At 70.3% G+C, this 17,144-nt stretch carries 13 protein-coding genes; 5 read left to right on the forward strand and 8 right to left on the reverse strand.

Annotated elements, in window-relative coordinates; translation table 11 throughout:
* Positions 1-70: 70 nt before the first annotated feature.
* The 4 genes from I8N67_RS03365 to I8N67_RS03380 form a co-directional block, all read right to left on the reverse strand.
* Entirely contained in the window at positions 71-1,717 is a 1,647-nt protein-coding gene (locus I8N67_RS03365) for an IS1182 family transposase (RefSeq protein ID WP_234044938.1), read from the reverse strand.
* A 204-nt stretch (positions 1,718-1,921) separates the two neighbouring features.
* The gene (locus tag I8N67_RS03370) at positions 1,922-3,643 is read right to left on the reverse strand and encodes a hypothetical protein (RefSeq protein WP_200301040.1); all 1,722 of its coding nucleotides are present in this window, start codon (positions 3,641-3,643) and stop codon (positions 1,922-1,924) included.
* A gap of 119 nt (positions 3,644-3,762) precedes the next feature.
* A complete protein-coding gene (locus tag I8N67_RS03375; protein ID WP_200301041.1) occupies positions 3,763-4,362 on the reverse strand; it encodes a hypothetical protein in 600 nt (199 codons plus the stop codon).
* A gap of 42 nt (positions 4,363-4,404) precedes the next feature.
* The gene (locus I8N67_RS03380) at positions 4,405-5,181 is read right to left on the reverse strand and encodes a pectate lyase family protein (RefSeq protein ID WP_200301042.1); all 777 of its coding nucleotides are present in this window, start codon (positions 5,179-5,181) and stop codon (positions 4,405-4,407) included.
* A gap of 193 nt (positions 5,182-5,374) precedes the next feature.
* Here I8N67_RS03380 and I8N67_RS03385 point away from each other — a divergent pair, with 193 nt between their 5' ends.
* Positions 5,375-8,545, forward strand: coding sequence for a glycoside hydrolase (locus I8N67_RS03385; protein WP_200301116.1), 3,171 nt, complete (start codon positions 5,375-5,377; stop codon positions 8,543-8,545).
* Between the two features lie 63 nt (positions 8,546-8,608).
* On the opposite strand, the gene I8N67_RS03390 is transcribed toward I8N67_RS03385, so the two are convergent.
* Positions 8,609-10,282, reverse strand: coding sequence for a cellulase family glycosylhydrolase (locus I8N67_RS03390; RefSeq protein WP_200301043.1), 1,674 nt, complete (start codon positions 10,280-10,282; stop codon positions 8,609-8,611).
* Between the two features lie 150 nt (positions 10,283-10,432).
* Between I8N67_RS03390 and I8N67_RS03395 the strand changes: the two genes are divergently transcribed.
* The gene (locus tag I8N67_RS03395; protein ID WP_307835134.1) at positions 10,433-10,690 is read left to right on the forward strand and encodes a substrate-binding domain-containing protein; all 258 of its coding nucleotides are present in this window, start codon (positions 10,433-10,435) and stop codon (positions 10,688-10,690) included.
* A gap of 102 nt (positions 10,691-10,792) precedes the next feature.
* Here the strand turns inward: I8N67_RS03395 and I8N67_RS03400 are convergent, their stop codons facing one another.
* Together I8N67_RS03400 and I8N67_RS03405 are read right to left on the reverse strand one after the other, a co-directional pair.
* Positions 10,793-11,473 carry a response regulator gene (locus I8N67_RS03400; RefSeq protein ID WP_200301044.1) on the reverse strand — a complete coding sequence of 227 codons (681 nt, stop codon included), beginning with the start codon at positions 11,471-11,473 and terminating at the stop codon, positions 10,793-10,795.
* Positions 11,470-12,705 (reverse strand): sensor histidine kinase, encoded by a 1,236-nt coding sequence (locus I8N67_RS03405; protein WP_200301045.1) that lies wholly within the window; start codon positions 12,703-12,705, stop codon positions 11,470-11,472. The genes I8N67_RS03400 and I8N67_RS03405 overlap by 4 nt, the downstream gene beginning before the upstream one ends.
* Positions 12,706-12,882: 177 nt before the next feature.
* Here I8N67_RS03405 and I8N67_RS03410 point away from each other — a divergent pair, with 177 nt between their 5' ends.
* Complete coding sequence (locus tag I8N67_RS03410) at positions 12,883-13,263, forward strand: peptidoglycan-binding domain-containing protein (protein ID WP_200301046.1); 381 nt, start codon at positions 12,883-12,885, stop codon at positions 13,261-13,263.
* Between the two features lie 56 nt (positions 13,264-13,319).
* Here the strand turns inward: I8N67_RS03410 and I8N67_RS03415 are convergent, their stop codons facing one another.
* Positions 13,320-13,490: a hypothetical protein gene (locus I8N67_RS03415; RefSeq protein ID WP_307835135.1), complete on the reverse strand. Its 171-nt coding sequence runs from the start codon at positions 13,488-13,490 to the stop codon at positions 13,320-13,322.
* A gap of 162 nt (positions 13,491-13,652) precedes the next feature.
* Here I8N67_RS03415 and I8N67_RS03420 point away from each other — a divergent pair, with 162 nt between their 5' ends.
* Together I8N67_RS03420 and I8N67_RS03425 are read left to right on the forward strand one after the other, a co-directional pair.
* Positions 13,653-14,768, forward strand: a complete 1,116-nt coding sequence (locus I8N67_RS03420; protein WP_200301047.1) for a LacI family DNA-binding transcriptional regulator — start codon at positions 13,653-13,655, stop codon at positions 14,766-14,768.
* Between the two features lie 340 nt (positions 14,769-15,108).
* Positions 15,109-17,127: a galactose-binding domain-containing protein gene (locus I8N67_RS03425; protein WP_372443623.1), complete on the forward strand. Its 2,019-nt coding sequence runs from the start codon at positions 15,109-15,111 to the stop codon at positions 17,125-17,127.
* Positions 17,128-17,144: the final 17 nt, after the last annotated feature.

Here is a 17,144-nt window from a genome sequence, read left to right on the forward strand (position 1 = left end):
TATCCGTACAGGCGAAGGGCCCGGGAGGAGAGATCCGACGCTGACTCTGTCGGGGATCTTGGCGGTCTGCTCAGTCTCTGGCGGACCGCCAAGACCTCGGCCGGGTGATTCCGTGCTGGTCCAGGTAGTTCTGGAAGGCGGTCGGCGGCCGGGACGGAGGTGCTTCTCCGGCCGGCGGCCGTCGGCTGAGGCGCTCGATGTTTGCGGCGATGGCCGTGAACACGTGCTGTAAGTGGGCTTTGTGCTGTCCCCGGTAGCGGCAGCGACGCATGCCGTGTCCGTGGGCGAGCTCGTTGATGGTGCCTTCCACTCCGGAGCGGACCGCATAGCGGGCCTGCCATTCGGATGTCTGCTGCTCGGCACGGACGCGGAGCTGCAGGTCACGGAGTTCTCGCGGGGGAAAGCCCACGCTCCGGGCGCTGTCGGCGGTGGTCGTGCAGCGGGTGCGGACCGGGCAGGGACGGCACTGGCTCTTGGTGAACCGTGCCACGATCAGAGGCGCCGCGATGGGCGAGGAGGTCGGATAGGGGCCGTGCCATCCCGCGCTGGTCTCGCCCTGCGGGCAGGTGACCTGCCGGCGGTCGAAGTCGATGTGGAAGTCGTCGCGGCCGAAACCGTTGTTCCTGCGGTTCTGGCGGGCGGTGTTGACCGGCAGTGGTCCGGTGACCGTGACCTGGTGTTCGCGGGCCGCCTGTTCCAGATGGACCAGGGAGGTGTAGCCGCCGTCGACCAGGTGCTCGGCGGGCAGCAGACCGCGGTGCTTCAGCCGGGTGTGGATGCCGGGCAGAGCCTTCGCGTCGTAGCTGGTGGCGTCGGTGGTCGCCACATCCGTGATCACGTTGACGCCGTCGGGATCACAGGTCTCGGTGAGATGCGCGACGAACCCTTTCCAGCGGGTGACGTGTCCGCGGCGCGCGTAGCGGGCCGTCGGATCGTAGGGCGAGACGACTGCGACGGCCGAGGGCGGCAGGCCGCCGTCCTCGGCGGTGCGCCAGCGCAGGCGGCCGACCCCGTCGCGGTAGTAGTTCTGCACCATGATCTGCCGCAGAGCCTGGACGCAGGGACCGGACAGGCGTTCCGGCCCGTGCTGCCCGAGGTGCTCGATCAGCCGGACGGCGTCGCCTCCGGTGGCGAGGATCCTGGTCTTGGGGCGGGTGGGGTTCTTGCCCAGACGGACCGGGCGGCCGTAGCGGCGCCCCCACTCCTCGTCGACCAGGCCGGCCAGCAGGTGCGGAGCTGCGCCGGCCAGTTCTTCCAGCGCGGCGCGGACGGCCTCGGTGACCAGTTCCAGCCGGGTCAGGTCGCGCACTGCGGCCAGGACGTGGGTGGAGTCCGTGCGCCGGGTGGTGCGCTCGCGGACGAGACCGGCCTCCTTCAGGCGCGCGAGCGCGAGGTCGAGGAGACGGTCGGCTCGGCCGTCCTCGGTGAGACGGTCGCGGAAGTCGGCCAGCACGCTGTGGTGGAAGCCGGGATCGTCCAGTTCCATGGCCAGCGCGTACTTGAAATCGATGCGGCAGCGAACCGCTTCGGCCGCCTGCCGGTCCGACAGACCAAGGAGGAACTGGAGCACGCAGACGGTGGCCAGCTGAGCGGGCGAGAGACCCGGACGGCCATCACGCGGATACCAGTCGGCGAAGTCCTCGTCCCGCCACAGCCCGCCCAGGTGGTCTCTCACCCACATCGCCGTCGTACCGCCCGGGTTGCTCGCCCGTGCCATCCGCACAGTCGAAGAAGGGACTTGCTCACCAGAACGGGCGTGGAGCGACAACGGGCACCTCGACAACTGCATCGGCCTTTGAACAGAGCCGAGCATGCCCGTTGATCACGCTGCCCCGCCGGGGATCCTCAAGATCCCCGACAGAGTCAGCGTCGGAGAGATCCTCCCGGGCCCTTCTTCCATGGGGGAAAGTGGCTGGTGGGGTTACTCGGGAGCCCGCGCGAACTCCGTGAGACCCGTGGAGACGGGCTCGGGGCGGCCGTTGTTCTGGGTGGGCGCGGCGGTCAGCACGTCGAGGTGCTGGTAGCCGTCGGCGACGACGGGGTCGAGGTCGGCCGGGACCCGGCCGGCGAGCAGTCCGTCGCCCGCGAGCACGGTGAGCGTCGGGTTGGCGGTGAGCCCGTCCGGGTGGACGACGAGGCGCTTCACCTGGGGCGAGGTGGCGAGTTGGAGGTCGGTGACGAGCTTGGTCGGGAAGTACTGCTCGGTGAAGTCCAGCGGCTGCTGGGCCATGCTGCGGGCCAGTTCCTGGATGTCGGTGACCTCCTTGCCGGCGTCGGTGAACGGCGTCCCGTCGGCCGACCGGTACCCGGGGTCGTCGGGATCGCCGACGCGGTCGTAGTTGCGCCAGGTGTAGAGCGGGCCGTGCGGCTGGTCGGGGATGGCCTTGTACTCGCCGCCGAACAGCGCCGGTTGCTCCTCGCCGCCGTTGGCGACGGGGAAGTTCTTGTCGACGATCGGCCCGCCGTCGTAGAAGCCCACGCTGCTCTGCAGGAAGGCGAGCGGCACGGAGTGGTCGTCCATGAGCGCGCCGAGTATCGCCTCGTTGGTGAGCCGGAAGTCCTTCACCGCCGGTGAGCCGGTGAGGAAGGTGGCGGTGTCCTCGGAGAACAGGAAGCGGTTGGTGGCCTCGATGTTGGTGTTGAGGGGCAGGTAGCCGGGCAGATCGGCCTCGCCGCCGGGGTCCTGTACGGCGCCGAGGCCGGCGATGGCCAGCAGGGTCATGGTCTCGGGGTTGAGGAGCACCGGCGCGGACAGCGAGCGCGGCACTACTCCGCTGTCGAGCCCGGCCTGCACGACGCCGTAACCGAGGCCCACGTCGGGCAGGTTGGTGTCGTCCGGGATGCTGCCGCTGAGGTCGGCGAGCGAGGTGGAGACGGTGGTGTCGAGGGCGAAGTAGCCGGCGCACTGGTTGTGTCCGGCGTCCGCGGTGGTGGCGGGGTCGCCGTCGAAGTCGGCGGTCGCGAAGTACCCGGTGACGACTCCGCCCAGGGAGTGCCCGCCGCACAGCACCTTCTCCTCGCGCATCCGCTGGTCGGGCAACTCGGCGGTGAGCAGGTCGTACTGGTCGCGGACGGTCCGCTCGATGCCGAGCTTCGCCATCCACCCCAGCTCGCCGTCGCCGACGTATCCGGCGAAGGTGCGGCCCTCGACCTGCTTGCCCCGGTAGTAGTAGTCGACGGCCGTGTGCTGGTCGCCGGAGGCCACGCCGGTGCGGTCCTCCAGGCAGTTGGAGCGCCGGTCCAGGGCCCAGAACTCGATGTGCCGGCCCTGTTCGGCGGCGCGGGCGACGGTGTTGCGGGCGACGCTGTCGAACGCTCCGGCGCCTTCCAGGATGCCCGGCTGGGCGACGAGGACACGGTCGGCGTCGGCCGAGGCCGCCGGTCCGTCGGCGGCTCGGTAGCGCAGGTACGACAGCCAGTCGCACGCCGCCGGCCGCGCCCCGAAGGACGCGGGCAGCGGCGACTTGACCCGCACCATGGTCTCGGTGACCCCGCTGACGGGGCTCGTCGACGACACGGCCGTCTCGGTGCGCGCGTCCGCGCCCCGGGCGTCCGGGACGGCCCCGGTGAACGCCCCGACGGTCAGCAGCGCCGCCACCGCGGTGGTGCGGCACGTTCCTGTTCTGCTGCGACTCATGTTCATGCTGGGACGGTAGGACCGCCGCGACGGCCCTGCCGTCCCATGCTCACAAGTACGCAGCTCCTGCCGGCACCTTTGTCACCAGGCACCAACTACCCTTGTTCCAGCGGGACTTACAAGAACTACAGCCCGTCGCTCACCATCGCGGCGACGATCCGGACGTGCCGGTCGGCCGCCGTGCCGGAGTACTCGTTGTCGTAGTTCAGCCCGTACGGCCAGAAGTGGCCGCCGCCGGTGGAGATCTTGGCGCTCGACCCGTCGTACTGCCGGACGAGCGCCGTGGCCTGCGCGCCGGTCCAGGTGCCGCCGCCGCCCAGCCGCGACCAGCCGGAGCTGGTGCCCACGCCGATGGTGTGCGCGATCTCGTGCAGCGCGGTCCGCTCGTTCATGTAGCTGCGGTTGCCGAAGCGGATGGTCCCGTTGATGTTCCCGTCGGCGGTGGGCACACCCGGTTCGTAGCGGACGGTGATGTTCTTCCCGAGGTCGCTGAGGTTGTTGTAGCGGGCGACGGCCGCGTTCATGGCCGCCGTGATGAGGTTGTACGCCGTCTGCTGGTCCTGAGTCGGGTTGCTCGCCCGTACGAGGGTCCAGGTGATCGTGGCCGCCGCGGCCCGTTCGCCGGGCACCGGCGCGGCCTGCGGGGCCGCCTGTGCGACACCGGGTCCGGCCAGCAGCGCCGCCGCCAACGCGGCCATGACCGCTTTCTTGCGCAGTGAACTCATGTGGGGGTCCTTCTGTGGGGGGGGGTGGGGATGGGGGGGTGATCAGGCGCCGATCCTGCCGACGCCCGCCCCGGCCCGTACGAGGGCGGGGACATCTGCGGTGGGGTCCAGCGTGTAGGCGTAGTAGGTGCGGGGCTCGGTCACCGTGCCGTTGGTCTCGCAGGTGCCGGAGCCGGTGAAGAGGTTGTTCCGCTGCACCAGCCGGCCCGGCCCGGAGGCGTCGTAACCGCTCGCCGAGTAGCAGGGTTTGGGGACGCCCTCGAAGTGGTTGCCCTCGACGACGACGCCCGCGTCCATGGTCGACGCGACGCCGTAGACGGCGTTGCCCTTGAAGTCGACGAACTCGTTGTGGTCGATCCAGATGTGGTGCGACTCCTGGCCGACGTTGACGGCGTCGTCCTCGGCGGCGGTGAACCTGATGTTCCGCACGATGACGTTGTACGAGCGGTAGAAGTCCAGGCCGCCGTTGATGACGGCCGACGAACCCACGCCGATGATCGTCTTGTCGGGGCGGACACCCTGCTTGCTGGTGATGTCGATGGTGCCCTGGACCCGGATGACCAGCGGGCCCGTGGTGTCGATGTACTCCAGGAACTGCTCGGTGGTGGTGGCGGTCACGGTCGCACCGGCGGCTCCGCCCGTGGTGCCGTTCTGCCCGAGGGCGTTGACGGCGGCGAAGCCCGTGGGGGACGTCTCCGCCTGCGGCGCCGCCTGGGCCCGCGGCGCCTCCTCCGCCCCTACGGGAGCGGTCGCGGCGAGCAGCAGGGCGAGGGTGAGCGCCGGAACGCCGTGTGCGGCGCGGGACAACGACGAGCTCATGTGGTTCCTCCCGGGTCGAGTGGGGGATCTTCCGGGCCGTACGAGAACGGGAGCACAGAGACTAGAAAGCGCTTTCAGTTTCGTGAATGCTAAGCAGGTGTTTTGGGCATGTCAACGAAATCTCGTCGGCCTCTGTGTTGTGGAAGGGAGTGTCGTGACCCCACGGCATCGCATCGTCCGGGCAATCGCGCCCATGGTCCCCCTGGTGCTCGGCGCGGGGCTGATGGCCGCGCCGGCGGCGACCGCGGACGCGTCGGCCAGGGAGGCCTCCGCCTCGGCGGCGCGGAGCGCGGTCACCGTACGGATCGACCCGTCGTACCGGCAGCAGGAGTTCGAGGGGTGGGGGACGAGCCTCGTCTGGTTCGCCAACGCCACGGGCAACTACCCGGAGCCCGTACGAAGACAGCTCGTCGACATGCTGTTCGGCGAGGACGGTCTCGGGCTCAACATCGCGCGCTACAACATCGGCGGCGGCAACGCCCCGGACGTCCGCACGGACTACATGAAGGCCGGCGCGACGATGGAGGGCTTCTGGAAGGCCCCCGAGGGCACCACCCGGCAGGACATGGAGTGGTGGGACCCCAGCGATCCGGACCACTGGAACTGGGACGCCGACTCGGGCCAGCGCTGGTGGGTGGACCAGATCAAGGACAAGGTCACCACATGGGAGGCGTTCAGCAACTCGCCGCCCTGGTTCCAGACCGTCAGCGGCTATGTCTCCGGCGGCTTCGACGCGAACACGGACCAGATCCGGGCGGACCGCGTCGACGAGTTCGCCGCCTATCTGGTGCGGGTGACAGAGGAGCTGGAGAAGGCGCACGGCATCGACTTCGACACCATCGCCCCGCTGAACGAGCCCAACACCAACTACTGGGGCACCCAGATCGGCGCGAACGGCCAGCCCACCGGCGGCCGCCAGGAGGGCGCGCACGCGGGACCGGCGCTCCAGCAGAAGGTGCTCCTGGCGCTCGACAAGGCGCTCGAAGGGGCGGCGATCGACGCCGAGATCTCCGCGATGGACGAGACCAACCCCACGATCTTCACCCAGAACTGGAACGCCTACGACACCTCCGCACGTGCCGCCGTCCCCCAGCTCAACGTGCACACCTACGGCACGGGCATGCGCACCAGCGCCCGTGACATCGCCAAGGGCGCGGACAAAAAGCTCTGGATGAGCGAGGTCGAGGGCACCTGGGGCACCGGCAGCGACTTCACGAGCATGGAACCGGGCCTCGGCATCGCCACCCGCATGGTCGACGACATGCGTGAACTGGAGCCCTCCGCCTGGGTGTTCTGGCAGCCCATCGAGGACTCGATCCCGCAGGCCGCGGCCGGCAAGAACTGGGGCAGCATCCACGTCCCGTTCAACTGCACGGCCGAGGACACCCTGGAGACCTGCCCGATCCGGGCCAACTCCAAGTTCCACACCATCCGGAACTTCACCCACCACATCCGTCCCGGCGACCGCTTCGTGAAGGTCGACGACCCGTCCAGCGTCGCCGCCGTCAAGAAGTCCGGCCGCGCGGCCACCGTGGTCCACGTCAACAGCGGCACGACCGCGCGCTCCGTCACCCTCGACCTCTCCCGCTTCGGCAAGGTCTCCTCGCGCGCCACCGTCACCCCCGTGGTGACGAGCACCGACGGCGCCCTCGTGGAGGGCACCCCGGTGCGGGTGACCGACCGCACGGCCACCCTCGACGTTCCCGCCAAGTCCGTCACCACCTTCCTGGTCGAGGGCGTCAGCGGGGTGGCGAAGGATGCCCCGCTCGTCCGGTCCGGGCACGTCTACCGGCTCCAGGGCGCGCAGAGCGGCAAGTCGCTCGCCCCGTCGGAGGACGGCACCGGCGTGGTCATCCGCACGACCGACGCCGCGAGCGCCCGGCAGCTGTGGTCGGTGGAGCAGCTGACCCCGGGCACCGACAACCGCGAGCGCTACGCCCTCACCAACGCCGACACCGGCAAGCGGCTGGCGGTGCGCGACAACCAGGCCGTCCTCGAAGACCCGGCAGCGGACCCGGCGGACGGTGATGTCCCCGAAGCCGCGCAGTGGATCATGTCGACGACGGGCGACGGCAGTTGGACCTTCGTGAACGTCGCCACCGGCCGCCTGGCCGACGTCGCCGGGCAATCGTCGGCGGACGGCGCCAAGGTGTCGACGTACACCCCGACCTCGGCGGGCAACCAGCGCTGGACCGTGACCGACGAGACCGTGCTGCGCACCGAGCGGGCCGAGGCGTTCACCGTGCCGCGGCTGCGGCCGAAGCTGCCGGAGACGGTGACGCCGGTGTTCCGGGACGGCGCCCGGGGCTCCCTGCCCGTGGTGTGGGACCTTCCGTCGGACCGGAATTGGCGCGAGCCCGGGACCGTACGGGTCACGGGTGAGGCGACCGACGCCCTCGGGCGGAAGATCGCCGCGAAGGCCGTCGTCACCGTCGACACGATCGCCTCGACCGTCCCCGGCCGCGCCAAGACCTACGTGGGCGGCGAGCCGGAGCTGCCGGCGACGGTCGTCGGCCTCGGCAGGCACGGCGGCCGGACCGCCCTCCCCGTCACCTGGGGCGCCGCTCCCGAGGGGGCGTTCGACAAGGCCGGGGCCGTGACGCTGACCGGCACCGCCGAGGTCGTCGACGGCAGCACGGCCGCCGCGTCGGTACGCGTCCAGGTCACCGAAGCCACAGCGACCAACATCGCGCCCGAGACGGGCGTCTTTGTCGCCGCCACCTTCACCGAGAGCGGCTACTCCGCGGAGCGCCTGCGCGACGGCACCACCGGCGAGAAGGCCTGGTCCAACTGGAGGTCGGGCACCAAGAACCCGTCCGACACCCTCACCTTCACGCTGCCGAAGAGCCGCGACCTCACCCGGATCGTCGCCCACTTCCACCGGGACGGGACCAATGTCTCCTTCCCGGAGAGCCTGAAGGTGCAGGTCAGGGCGGCCGACGACGGTCCGTGGACCGATGCGAGCGGTTCGGTCGCGGTCGGCACGGAGGGCACACCGGTCATCGACGTCCCGCTCGACGAGGGCCCGGCGACCGGCGTGCGCGTGGTCATGACCGCACGTCAGGGCGGCTACATCACGATGAGCGAGATCGAGGTGTACGCCAAGTCCGCCGGCGTCTCCTCGGACGCCGCCGCCACCGCCGTCGAGGTGGCCGGAAAACCGGTCGCGTCCTTCGACCCCGACACCACCGCCTACCGGGTCGTCACGTCCGACCCGACCCGGGCCGAGGTCACAGCGACGGCCCGCGACCCGTACGCGACCGTCACCGTCGACCGGACCACTCGCACCTCGGCCGTCGTCTCCGTGACGAGCGAGGACGGTACCGAGACCCGGAAGTACCGGATCGATCTCGTACGACGCTGAAACAGGTCGGCGGGGGCCGATGACGGCCCCCGCCGACCGTACGAGCGACTGGTCGACCGCTGCTCAACTGCTCACGCAGGCCGCCCCGTTGAGAGTGAAGGTCGTCGGCGCGGTGTTGGTGGTGCCCTTGCTGCCGATGAACCCGGCCGTGACGGAGCCCGCGGCGGGGACGGTGGAGGTGTAGGAGGCGGGGGCGACGCTCACCGAACCGCCTGTCTGCGTGGGGGTTCCGCCCCACATGTTGGTGATCTTCTGGCCGTCCGCGAAGGTGAAGGCGAGGGTCCAGCCGCTGATGGCGCTGGTGCCGGTGTTGCGGATGACGATCTCGCCCTGGTAGCCGCCCTGCCACTCGTTGGTGGCGCGGTAGGCGACGGAGCAGGTCCCTGCGGGTGTGTCGTCGGTGGTGACGCTCACCGTGGCCGAGCGGGGCGACCGGTTGCCGGCCGCGTCCCGGGCGTAGACCGCGAAGGTGTAGGCGGTGTCGGCGGTGAGGCCGGTCACCGTGGCGGAGTTGGCGGTGGACGCGGCGACCTTGGTCTCCGTGCCGCCGCTGACGCGGACGACGTCGTACGCGGTGACGCCCACATTGTCCGTGGCGGCGGTCCAGGAGAGCGTGGCGGAGGTGGCCGTCACCGCGGAGGCGGCCGGGGTGCCGGGGGTGGTCGGGGCCTCGGTGTCGCCCGGGTTGCCGCCGCCGAAGACCGTGGCTTCCTCGGCGGTCTGCGCGATGCCGTCGGCGCCGTTGAAGATGCGCTGGCCCCAGGCGCTGAGCCGCGTGGGGTCGAAGTCGGTCGCCAGGTCGAGGATCGGGTCGGTGTTGCCGCTCCAGGACCAGGCGAGATAGCCGAGGTCCAGCTGCTCGGCGGTGGCCATCATGGTGTCCTCGTCCGGGTCGCCCCACTGGTCGGCGGGCCCGCCGAACTCACCGATGAGGATCGGCAGTCGCGCGTTCACGAAGGCGTTGAGATAGTCGGTGATCTCCGCGGCCGTGTCGAAGACGCTGTACATGTGGATCGAGAAGATCAGGTTGCCCGTGGTGTCGGCGTCGTACACGGACTGGGCGTTGGCGCGCATGACGCCCTGCCAGTCCTGGCCCCAGTTGGGCGCGTCCACCATGATCGTGTGCTCGAAGCCGGCGGCCCGCAGCTTCTGTACGGCGGCGATGGTGGGGGCGGTCCAGCCTTCGGGGTCGGTGTTGCCCCAGGGCTCGTTGCCGATGTTGATGACGACGTAGTTCTCTTCGCCCGTGAGCACGCTCTTGAGGCCGATCCAGTAGTCGGCCGCGTGGTCGAGGGTCCCGGCCGCCGTCTCCTCTCCGTATCCGGTGGTGTCGTGCACCTCCAGGACGCAGATGAGCCGGTTGGCCTTGCACTGCGCGACGACGTTCGCCACGTCCGAGGCGCTGTTCTGGGTCCAGCGGTGTCCGTCGGAGAGGACGACGCGGACGGTGTTGGCGCCCAGCGCCTTGACGTCGGCCAGCGACTGCGTCTCGCCCGGATACCAGGTGTGGGCGTGGTTGACGCCGCGCATCACGAAATCGTTGCCGTTGCCCTCCAGCAGCCGGCCGTCGTCGATGTGGAGTCCGGTGGCGAGCGCACCGGGCGACGACTGCGCCTGGGCGACGGCCGGGGCGAGGACCCCGAGCGCCCCGAGGAGGGCGAGCCCGATCAGGCTCGCGAGTCCGGCCAGGAGGCTGGGTAAGGGGTTCCTTCGCTGTGTGGTTCTTGTCGTTCTCACAGTTCTCACGGTTCTCACTGCGGCTCCAGGTGGGGGTGAGCGCCGGGAATCTCAGGCGTGAAAGGGGGTGCGGAGGCGTGGGGGGTGGCGATGGGAGCGCTCCCATGAACCCACTTCGCCACGTACACGTCAAGACTTCGCGCGCGCTCGGTGACGCAGGCCCCCGCGGACGGCCGCCGCGACGACCGCGTCCCGCTCGGCGCCGTCGCGGTCATGGGCTTCGACAACTGGCAGGTCCTGACCGCCGGTTCCCGCCCCCACCTGACCAGCGTCGACATGAACCTCGAACAGGTGGGACGCGTGGCCGCCCAAGCCCTGTTCACCGCGATCTCCGGAACCGGCCGCTCAGGGATCGAGACGCTCCCCTGCCGAGTGGTGATCAGAGGCTCCACGGCACCACTGTCATGAGCGGCCGCGCCGGAAGACCGCGAGTCAGCGGGTGGTTCCCGGCTCAGGTCACAGCCGCCGAAGCAGCGTGGAACTGACGGGCGCTCACCGGCACGCGGCACATCAGCCAGGAAGACCCGTGCGCCCCGGTTTCACCAACCCGGACTCGTACGCAAGCACCACCGCCTGCGCGCGGCTGCCGAGGTCGAGCTTGGACATGGTGCGGTTCAGATGCGTCTTGACGGTCGCCTCGCTGATGAACAGCCGGCCGGCGATGTCCATGTTCGACAGCCCCTGTGCGATCAGCCGGAGCACCTCCACCTCGCGCGCCGTGAGGACCGCCAGATCGGCCGACGGCTCCACCACCCGGTCATGGGGGGCGAGAGCCTCGATCAGCCGCCTGGTCACGCTCGGCGCGAAGAGCGTGTCGCCGTTCGCGACCGCCGCCACCGCGGCGAGCAGCCGCTCGGGGCCGGCATCCTTGAGCAGGAAGCCGGAGGCTCCCGCGCGGAGCGCGGCGTACACGTACTCATCGAGGTCGAACGTGGTCAGCACCAGGATCCTGGGCGGCGGCCCCGCGCCGTCCGCCCCGGCCAGAATCCGTTCGGTGGCGGTGATGCCGCTGATGCCCGGCATGCGGATATCCATCAGGATCACGTCGGGGCGGGTCGCCGCCGCCCGCTCGACGGCCTCCGCCCCGTCGGCCGCCTCACCGACGACCTCGATGCCGGGCGCGGCGCGCAACAGCCCCACGAGTCCGGCCCGGATCAGAAACTGGTCGTCGACGACGAGCACCCTCGTCATGTGCGTGTCTCGTCCCCCTGAGGCGTGGCCGACGCCGAAGTGGGCAGCGTCAGCCGGACGCCGAAGCCCCCCTCGGGCCGGGGGCCGATGTGCACCGTCCCGCCGTAGAGCCTGGCGCGCTCGCGCATGCCGATCAAGCCGTGTCCGGCACCCGGCAGGAATCTGTCCGGATCCGTACGTTCTTTCGAGCCGCCGTCGTCCGTGACGGTCACCGACAGCTGCCGCACCCCGTACGCGACCACGACGACCGCCCGAGCCGCATGCGCATGCTTGAGAACGTTCGTCAACGCCTCCTGGACCACGCGGTACGCGCACAGCTCCACACCCGGCGCGAGCGGCCGCGGCCGCCCGGTGACGGTCAACTCCACCGGCACCCCCGCGGCCCGGATGCGTCCGGCCATCTCGTCGAGCCGGCCGAGGCCGGGCACGGAGTCGTACGACGCCGGGCCCCGGGCGTCGCCGTTGCCGTCGGTGCGCAGGACGGCCAGCATCCGGCGCAGCTCCTCCAGCCCCTCCCTGCTGGTGTCGCTGATCGTGCGCAACGCCTCATGTGCCGCGCCGGGATCGGAGCCGAAGACGTATCCGGCCATCCCGGCCTGCACCGAGATCACCGACATGTGGTGGGCGACCACGTCATGCAGCTCTCTCGCTATGCGGCCCTGCTCCTCGGCGACCGCTCGCCGGGCCCGTTCCGCCTGCTCGCGGCGGAGTTGCTCGGTCAGTACGGCCAGTTGGTCGCCCCGCTCGGCGGAGACCCGGGCCGCGTGGCCGAACCGGCACATGACCAGAGGGAACACCACCGCTTGCACGGTCACCGTGGCCATGGAACTCTCCTGGGCCGTCAGCCCCGCATACATCCACACCCCGCCCGTCAGCGCCGCGCAGCCCAGCGCCGTGCGCGGCGAGCGCGCGGCGGCGACGGTGTAGAGCGCCAGCATCGGCGCGAGGCAGTTCACCACCGGCCAGTAGCCGGCGGATATGTAACCGGTCCACGCGGCGCACACGATCAGGCAGACGGCGACGGGGGCCCGACGGCGGGCGGCGACGGGCACATTGACCAGTGCGGTCAGCGCATAGCCGGAGGAGTCGAGCGGCTCCCAGCCGGGCGCCGGGACCTGCTCGTGCCCGAGCAGCATGCTCGCCGCCGTGAAGGCCAGCGCCAAGCCCACGTCCACCAGCCCTGTGTTCCGCAGCACGCGCGCAGCGTAGACCCAGGCGACGGGCTCAGGCATCAACCAGGCGGTGTAGCACGGGAGTTGTACGCGACCGGACCGCTACCGCCGTGGTTGGGCGAAAGCTCAACCCCGCACGGGACGCGGTGCGGCCCCGGCTGTACCTACCGTCTGACCGTCACCCAGCGAGCCGGTCCATCGGGACGGCTCGAAGGAGAAACGAGGGGAAGTATGAACATGACCTCACGCAGGCGGATCGCACTCGCCTTCACCACCGCGGTCGTCGGTGCCGGTCTGGCCGTCGCACCCACGGCGAGCGCCGCACCGGCGCAGTCCGCTCAGAACGTCCAGGCGGCGGCCTTTTCCTGCGGCTACTACAGCGGCACCGCGCTGACCAAGGCCAACCAGACCGGTGCCGCCGCGGCGGCACGGATCAAGGAGGTGCAGTGCCTGATCAACTACAACACCTCCTACCCGACATGGCTCAACGAGGACGGGGACTTCGGCACCGCGACATACAACGCCGTGAGGTCGGTCCAGAGCCACGCCGGGATCTCCGTCGACGGCCAGGTCGGCTCCGTCACCTGGGGCAAGCTGCGCGCCGGCGTGTGGTGGTGACCCCGCGCCCGATCCGCTAGCCCCATGACCTCCAGGAACAAAAAACGGGATGCGGCCTAGCAGGACTCGTCCAGGTAACCGCGCGCCAGTGCGCCGGCGCGGGTGAACCAGTCGGTGAGGACGGTGAGTTCGTCGGCCGTGTACTGGGTGAACAGCTCCGCGAGGCGGGCGTGGAACGGGCCGTAGACGGCTCTCACGCGCTCGGCGGCGTCGGGGGTCGCGACCACGCGGACCCGGCGCCGAGGGAGGCCGCGGCCACGGAGGCGAGGGTCGTGCTGCGGAACCTGGACATCGGGTCCTCCAGCCTGGGTAAACGATTACTCCCCTCGCAGCCCAGCAGTCCCGCCTCCACCCCTCGAAACAGAGCTCGGATGCAGTAACGTCGAGCCGTGACGGACATCGAAAACGGCCGCCGGAAGAGCCCGGAACCCAAGAGTGCCAGGCGCCGACGGAGCAGCACCTCGGTCGGCGAGCGGCCCAGCACGATTCGGGATGTCGCCGCGCAGGCCGGGGTGTCCGTAGCAACCGTTTCCCGGGCGTTGGCCGGGAACTATCCGGTGTCCAAGGAGACCAGGGCCCGGGTCATGGCGGCCGTCGAGTCGCTGCGCTACGTGGTGAACGTGCACGCCAAGGCGCTCTCGGGACGGGTCGCGGGCCCGGTCGCCCTGGTCATCAGGGACATCACCGGGCCCTCGCTGGCCCATGTCGCGGCGGGGGTGGAGCAGGAGGCCGCCGACCGGGGCCGGCTGAGCCTGGTGTGCGCCACACACGACGACGCGGCCCGCGAGGACGACCTCGTGCAGCTGATGCGGGAGCAGCACGCGGCCGCGGTCGTCCTGGTCGGCGGCGCGGTCGAGAACGAGGCGTACCGGCGGCGCATGGCCGAGTACGCCACAGCGCTGGACGCGGTCGGCTCCCGGCTGGTGCTGGTGGGCCGCCCCCCGCTGCCCGGCGACCTGCCGGTCACCGTGGTGCAGTACGACAACCGGGGCGGCGCCTTCCAGGCCACCGACCATCTGCTCACCGCCGGGCACCGGCGCGTCCTCTTCCTGGGCGGGGCCCCCGGGCTCAGCACCGGCGAGGAGCGCCGCGACGGCTTCCGGCAGGCGCTGCGGTCACACGGCCTGGCGCCCGTGGCGGAGTTGGAGCTGCCCGGCCCGTACACCCGCGTCTCGGGCTACCAGCGCACCCGGGAGGCGCTGGCGGCCGGCCTGGAGTTCACGGCGGTCTTCGCGGGCACCGACATGGTGGCCACAGGGGCGCTCGCCGCGCTGCGCGAGGCCGGTCTCGACGTGCCGGGCGACGTCTCCCTCGTCGGCTTCGACGACGTCCCGTTCGCCGCCGACCTCACCCCCGCGCTGACCACGGTGCGGGTGCCGTACGAGGATCTGGGGCGCACGGCGGTCCGGTTGGCGCTGGAGCGCGAGGAGCGCGTCGGGGGCGACGACCACGTGGTACTGAGCACGCAGTTGGTGATCCGCCAGTCGGTACGGGCGCTTCAGTGAACGTTCGCCTGCCTTCGTGAACGTTCGCCTGCCTTCGTGAACGTACACCCCGGTTCGTGACGGCGGCGCCGAAACAACCTCCGCTCGTCCACGTGAATTTGACGCGTCGCCATCTTGCCTTCGGGCCCTCGGCGCCATCAGGTCAACCGTCCCGGACTATTGACTCGGCTCACCCCAGTAGCGATTCTCGTCACATCGCTTGTGCCAGCCATGACAATCGGGCTATGGCGTCGTGGTGTTCCCGCGTCCCGGAAGGTCTGGCCCATCGACCGCATCCCCCCGACCGAGGACGTGAGTGATGACCAGGACTCGACGCGCCCAGCACAGACGCAGACCCCTCATGGTGCTGACGCTGTTCCTCACCGCGATGGGCATGCTGCTCAGCCCGTCGTCCAGTTCGGCCGCCACCACCGACTGGTGGCTCCCCACGTCCCGGTCCTCGCCCGACTCCCAGATCAACGTCACGGGCGCGCCCTTCACGGGCACCGACTCGGCGGGCGATGTGCGCGGGTTCGTCGACGCCCACAACCACCTGTTCTCCAACGAGGCGTTCGGCGGCCGGCTGATCTGCGGCAAGGTGTTCTCGACGTCGGGCATCGCGGACGCCCTGAAGGACTGTCCCGAGCACTACCCGGACGGCTCTCTCGCGCTCTTCGACTACATCACCCACGGCGGTGACGGCAAGCACGACCCGGTCGGCTACCCGACGTTCAAGGACTGGCCGGCGTACGACTCTATGACCCACCAGGCCAACTACTACGCCTGGATCGAGCGCGCCTGGCGCGGTGGCCAGCGGGTGCTGGTCAACGACCTGGTCACCAACGGCATGATCTGCTCGATCTACCCGTTCAAGGACCGCAGCTGCGACGAGATGACGTCGATCCGGCTGCAGGCGAAGCTGACGTACGCGCTGCAGGACTACATCGACGCGCAGTACGGCGGCACCGGCAAGGGCTGGTTCCGGATCGTCACGGACAGCGCGCAGGCCCGCTCGGTCGTCGCGCAGGGCAAGCTCGCCGTGGTGCTGGGCGTGGAGACCTCCGAGCCGTTCGGCTGCAAGCAGATCCTCGACATCGCGCAGTGCAGCAAGTCGGACATCGACAAGGGCCTCGACGAGCTGTACGACCTGGGTGTGCGCAGCATGTTCCTGTGCCACAAGTTCGACAACGCGCTGTGCGGTGTCCGCTTCGACGAGCACGATCTCGGTACGGCGATCAACGTCGGCCAGTTCCTGTCGACCGGCACGTTCTGGCAGACGGAGAAGTGCACCGGCCCGCAGAAGGACAACCCGATCGGTGAGGCGTCCACCGAGGCCGAGGAGGACCTGCCGGCGGGCACCGAGGTCCCGGAGTACGACGAGGACGCGCAGTGCAACGTGCGCGGGCTCACCGATCTCGGCGAGTACGCCGTGCAGGGCATGATGCAGCGCAAGATGATGCTCGAGATCGACCACATGAGCGTCAAGGCCACCGGCCAGGTCCTGGACATCTTCGAGGCCGCGTCGTACCCCGGCGTTCTCTCCTCGCACAGCTGGATGGACCTGAACTGGACCGAGCGCGTCTACTCCCTCGGCGGTTTCGTCGCCCAGTACATGCACGGCTCCGAGGAGTTCAGCGAGGAGGCCGAGCGCACGGACGCGCTGCGGGCGAAGTACGACGTGGGCTACGGCTACGGCACGGACTTCAACGGCATCGGCGACCACCCGGCCCCGCGCGGCGCGGACACCTCGAACCCGGTGACGTACCCCTTCAAGAGCGTCGACGGCGGTTCCACCATCGACAAGCAGACCACCGGTGAGCGCACCTGGAACTACAACACCGACGGTGCCGCCCATGTCGGCATGGTCCCGGACTGGATCGAGGACATCCGGCTCGTCGGCGGTCAGGGCGTCGTGGACGACCTCTTCGAAGGCGCCGAGTCCTACCTCGGTACCTGGGGCGCTTCCGAGGGCCACCAGGCGGGCGTGAACCTCGCCAAGGGCGTGGCGGCGACCGCCAGTTCGTCCGAGTCGAACCCCGTCACCAGCTACCAGCCGGGGCGGGCCGTGGACGGCGACAGCTCCAGCCGCTGGGCGAGCGACTGGAGCGACAGCCAGTGGCTGAAGCTGGACCTCGGCTCCTCCCGCGTGGTCAAGAAGGTCACGCTGGACTGGGAGCGCGCCTACGGCAAGGCGTACCGGATCGACGTCTCCACCGACGGCTCCACCTGGAAGACCGTATGGTCGACGACGGCCGGTGACGGCGGCCTGGACACGGCCAAGTTCTCCGGACTGACGGCCAGATACGTCCGGATGCTGGGGACGGACCGCGGCACGGACTGGGGCTACTCCCTCTACGAGGTCGGCGTCTACAGCAGCTGACCGCGCCGACGGCGGGA

This window comes from Streptomyces adelaidensis, assembly GCF_016598475.1.
In the GTDB taxonomy this organism is placed as follows: Bacteria; Actinomycetota; Actinomycetes; order Streptomycetales; family Streptomycetaceae; genus Streptomyces; species Streptomyces adelaidensis.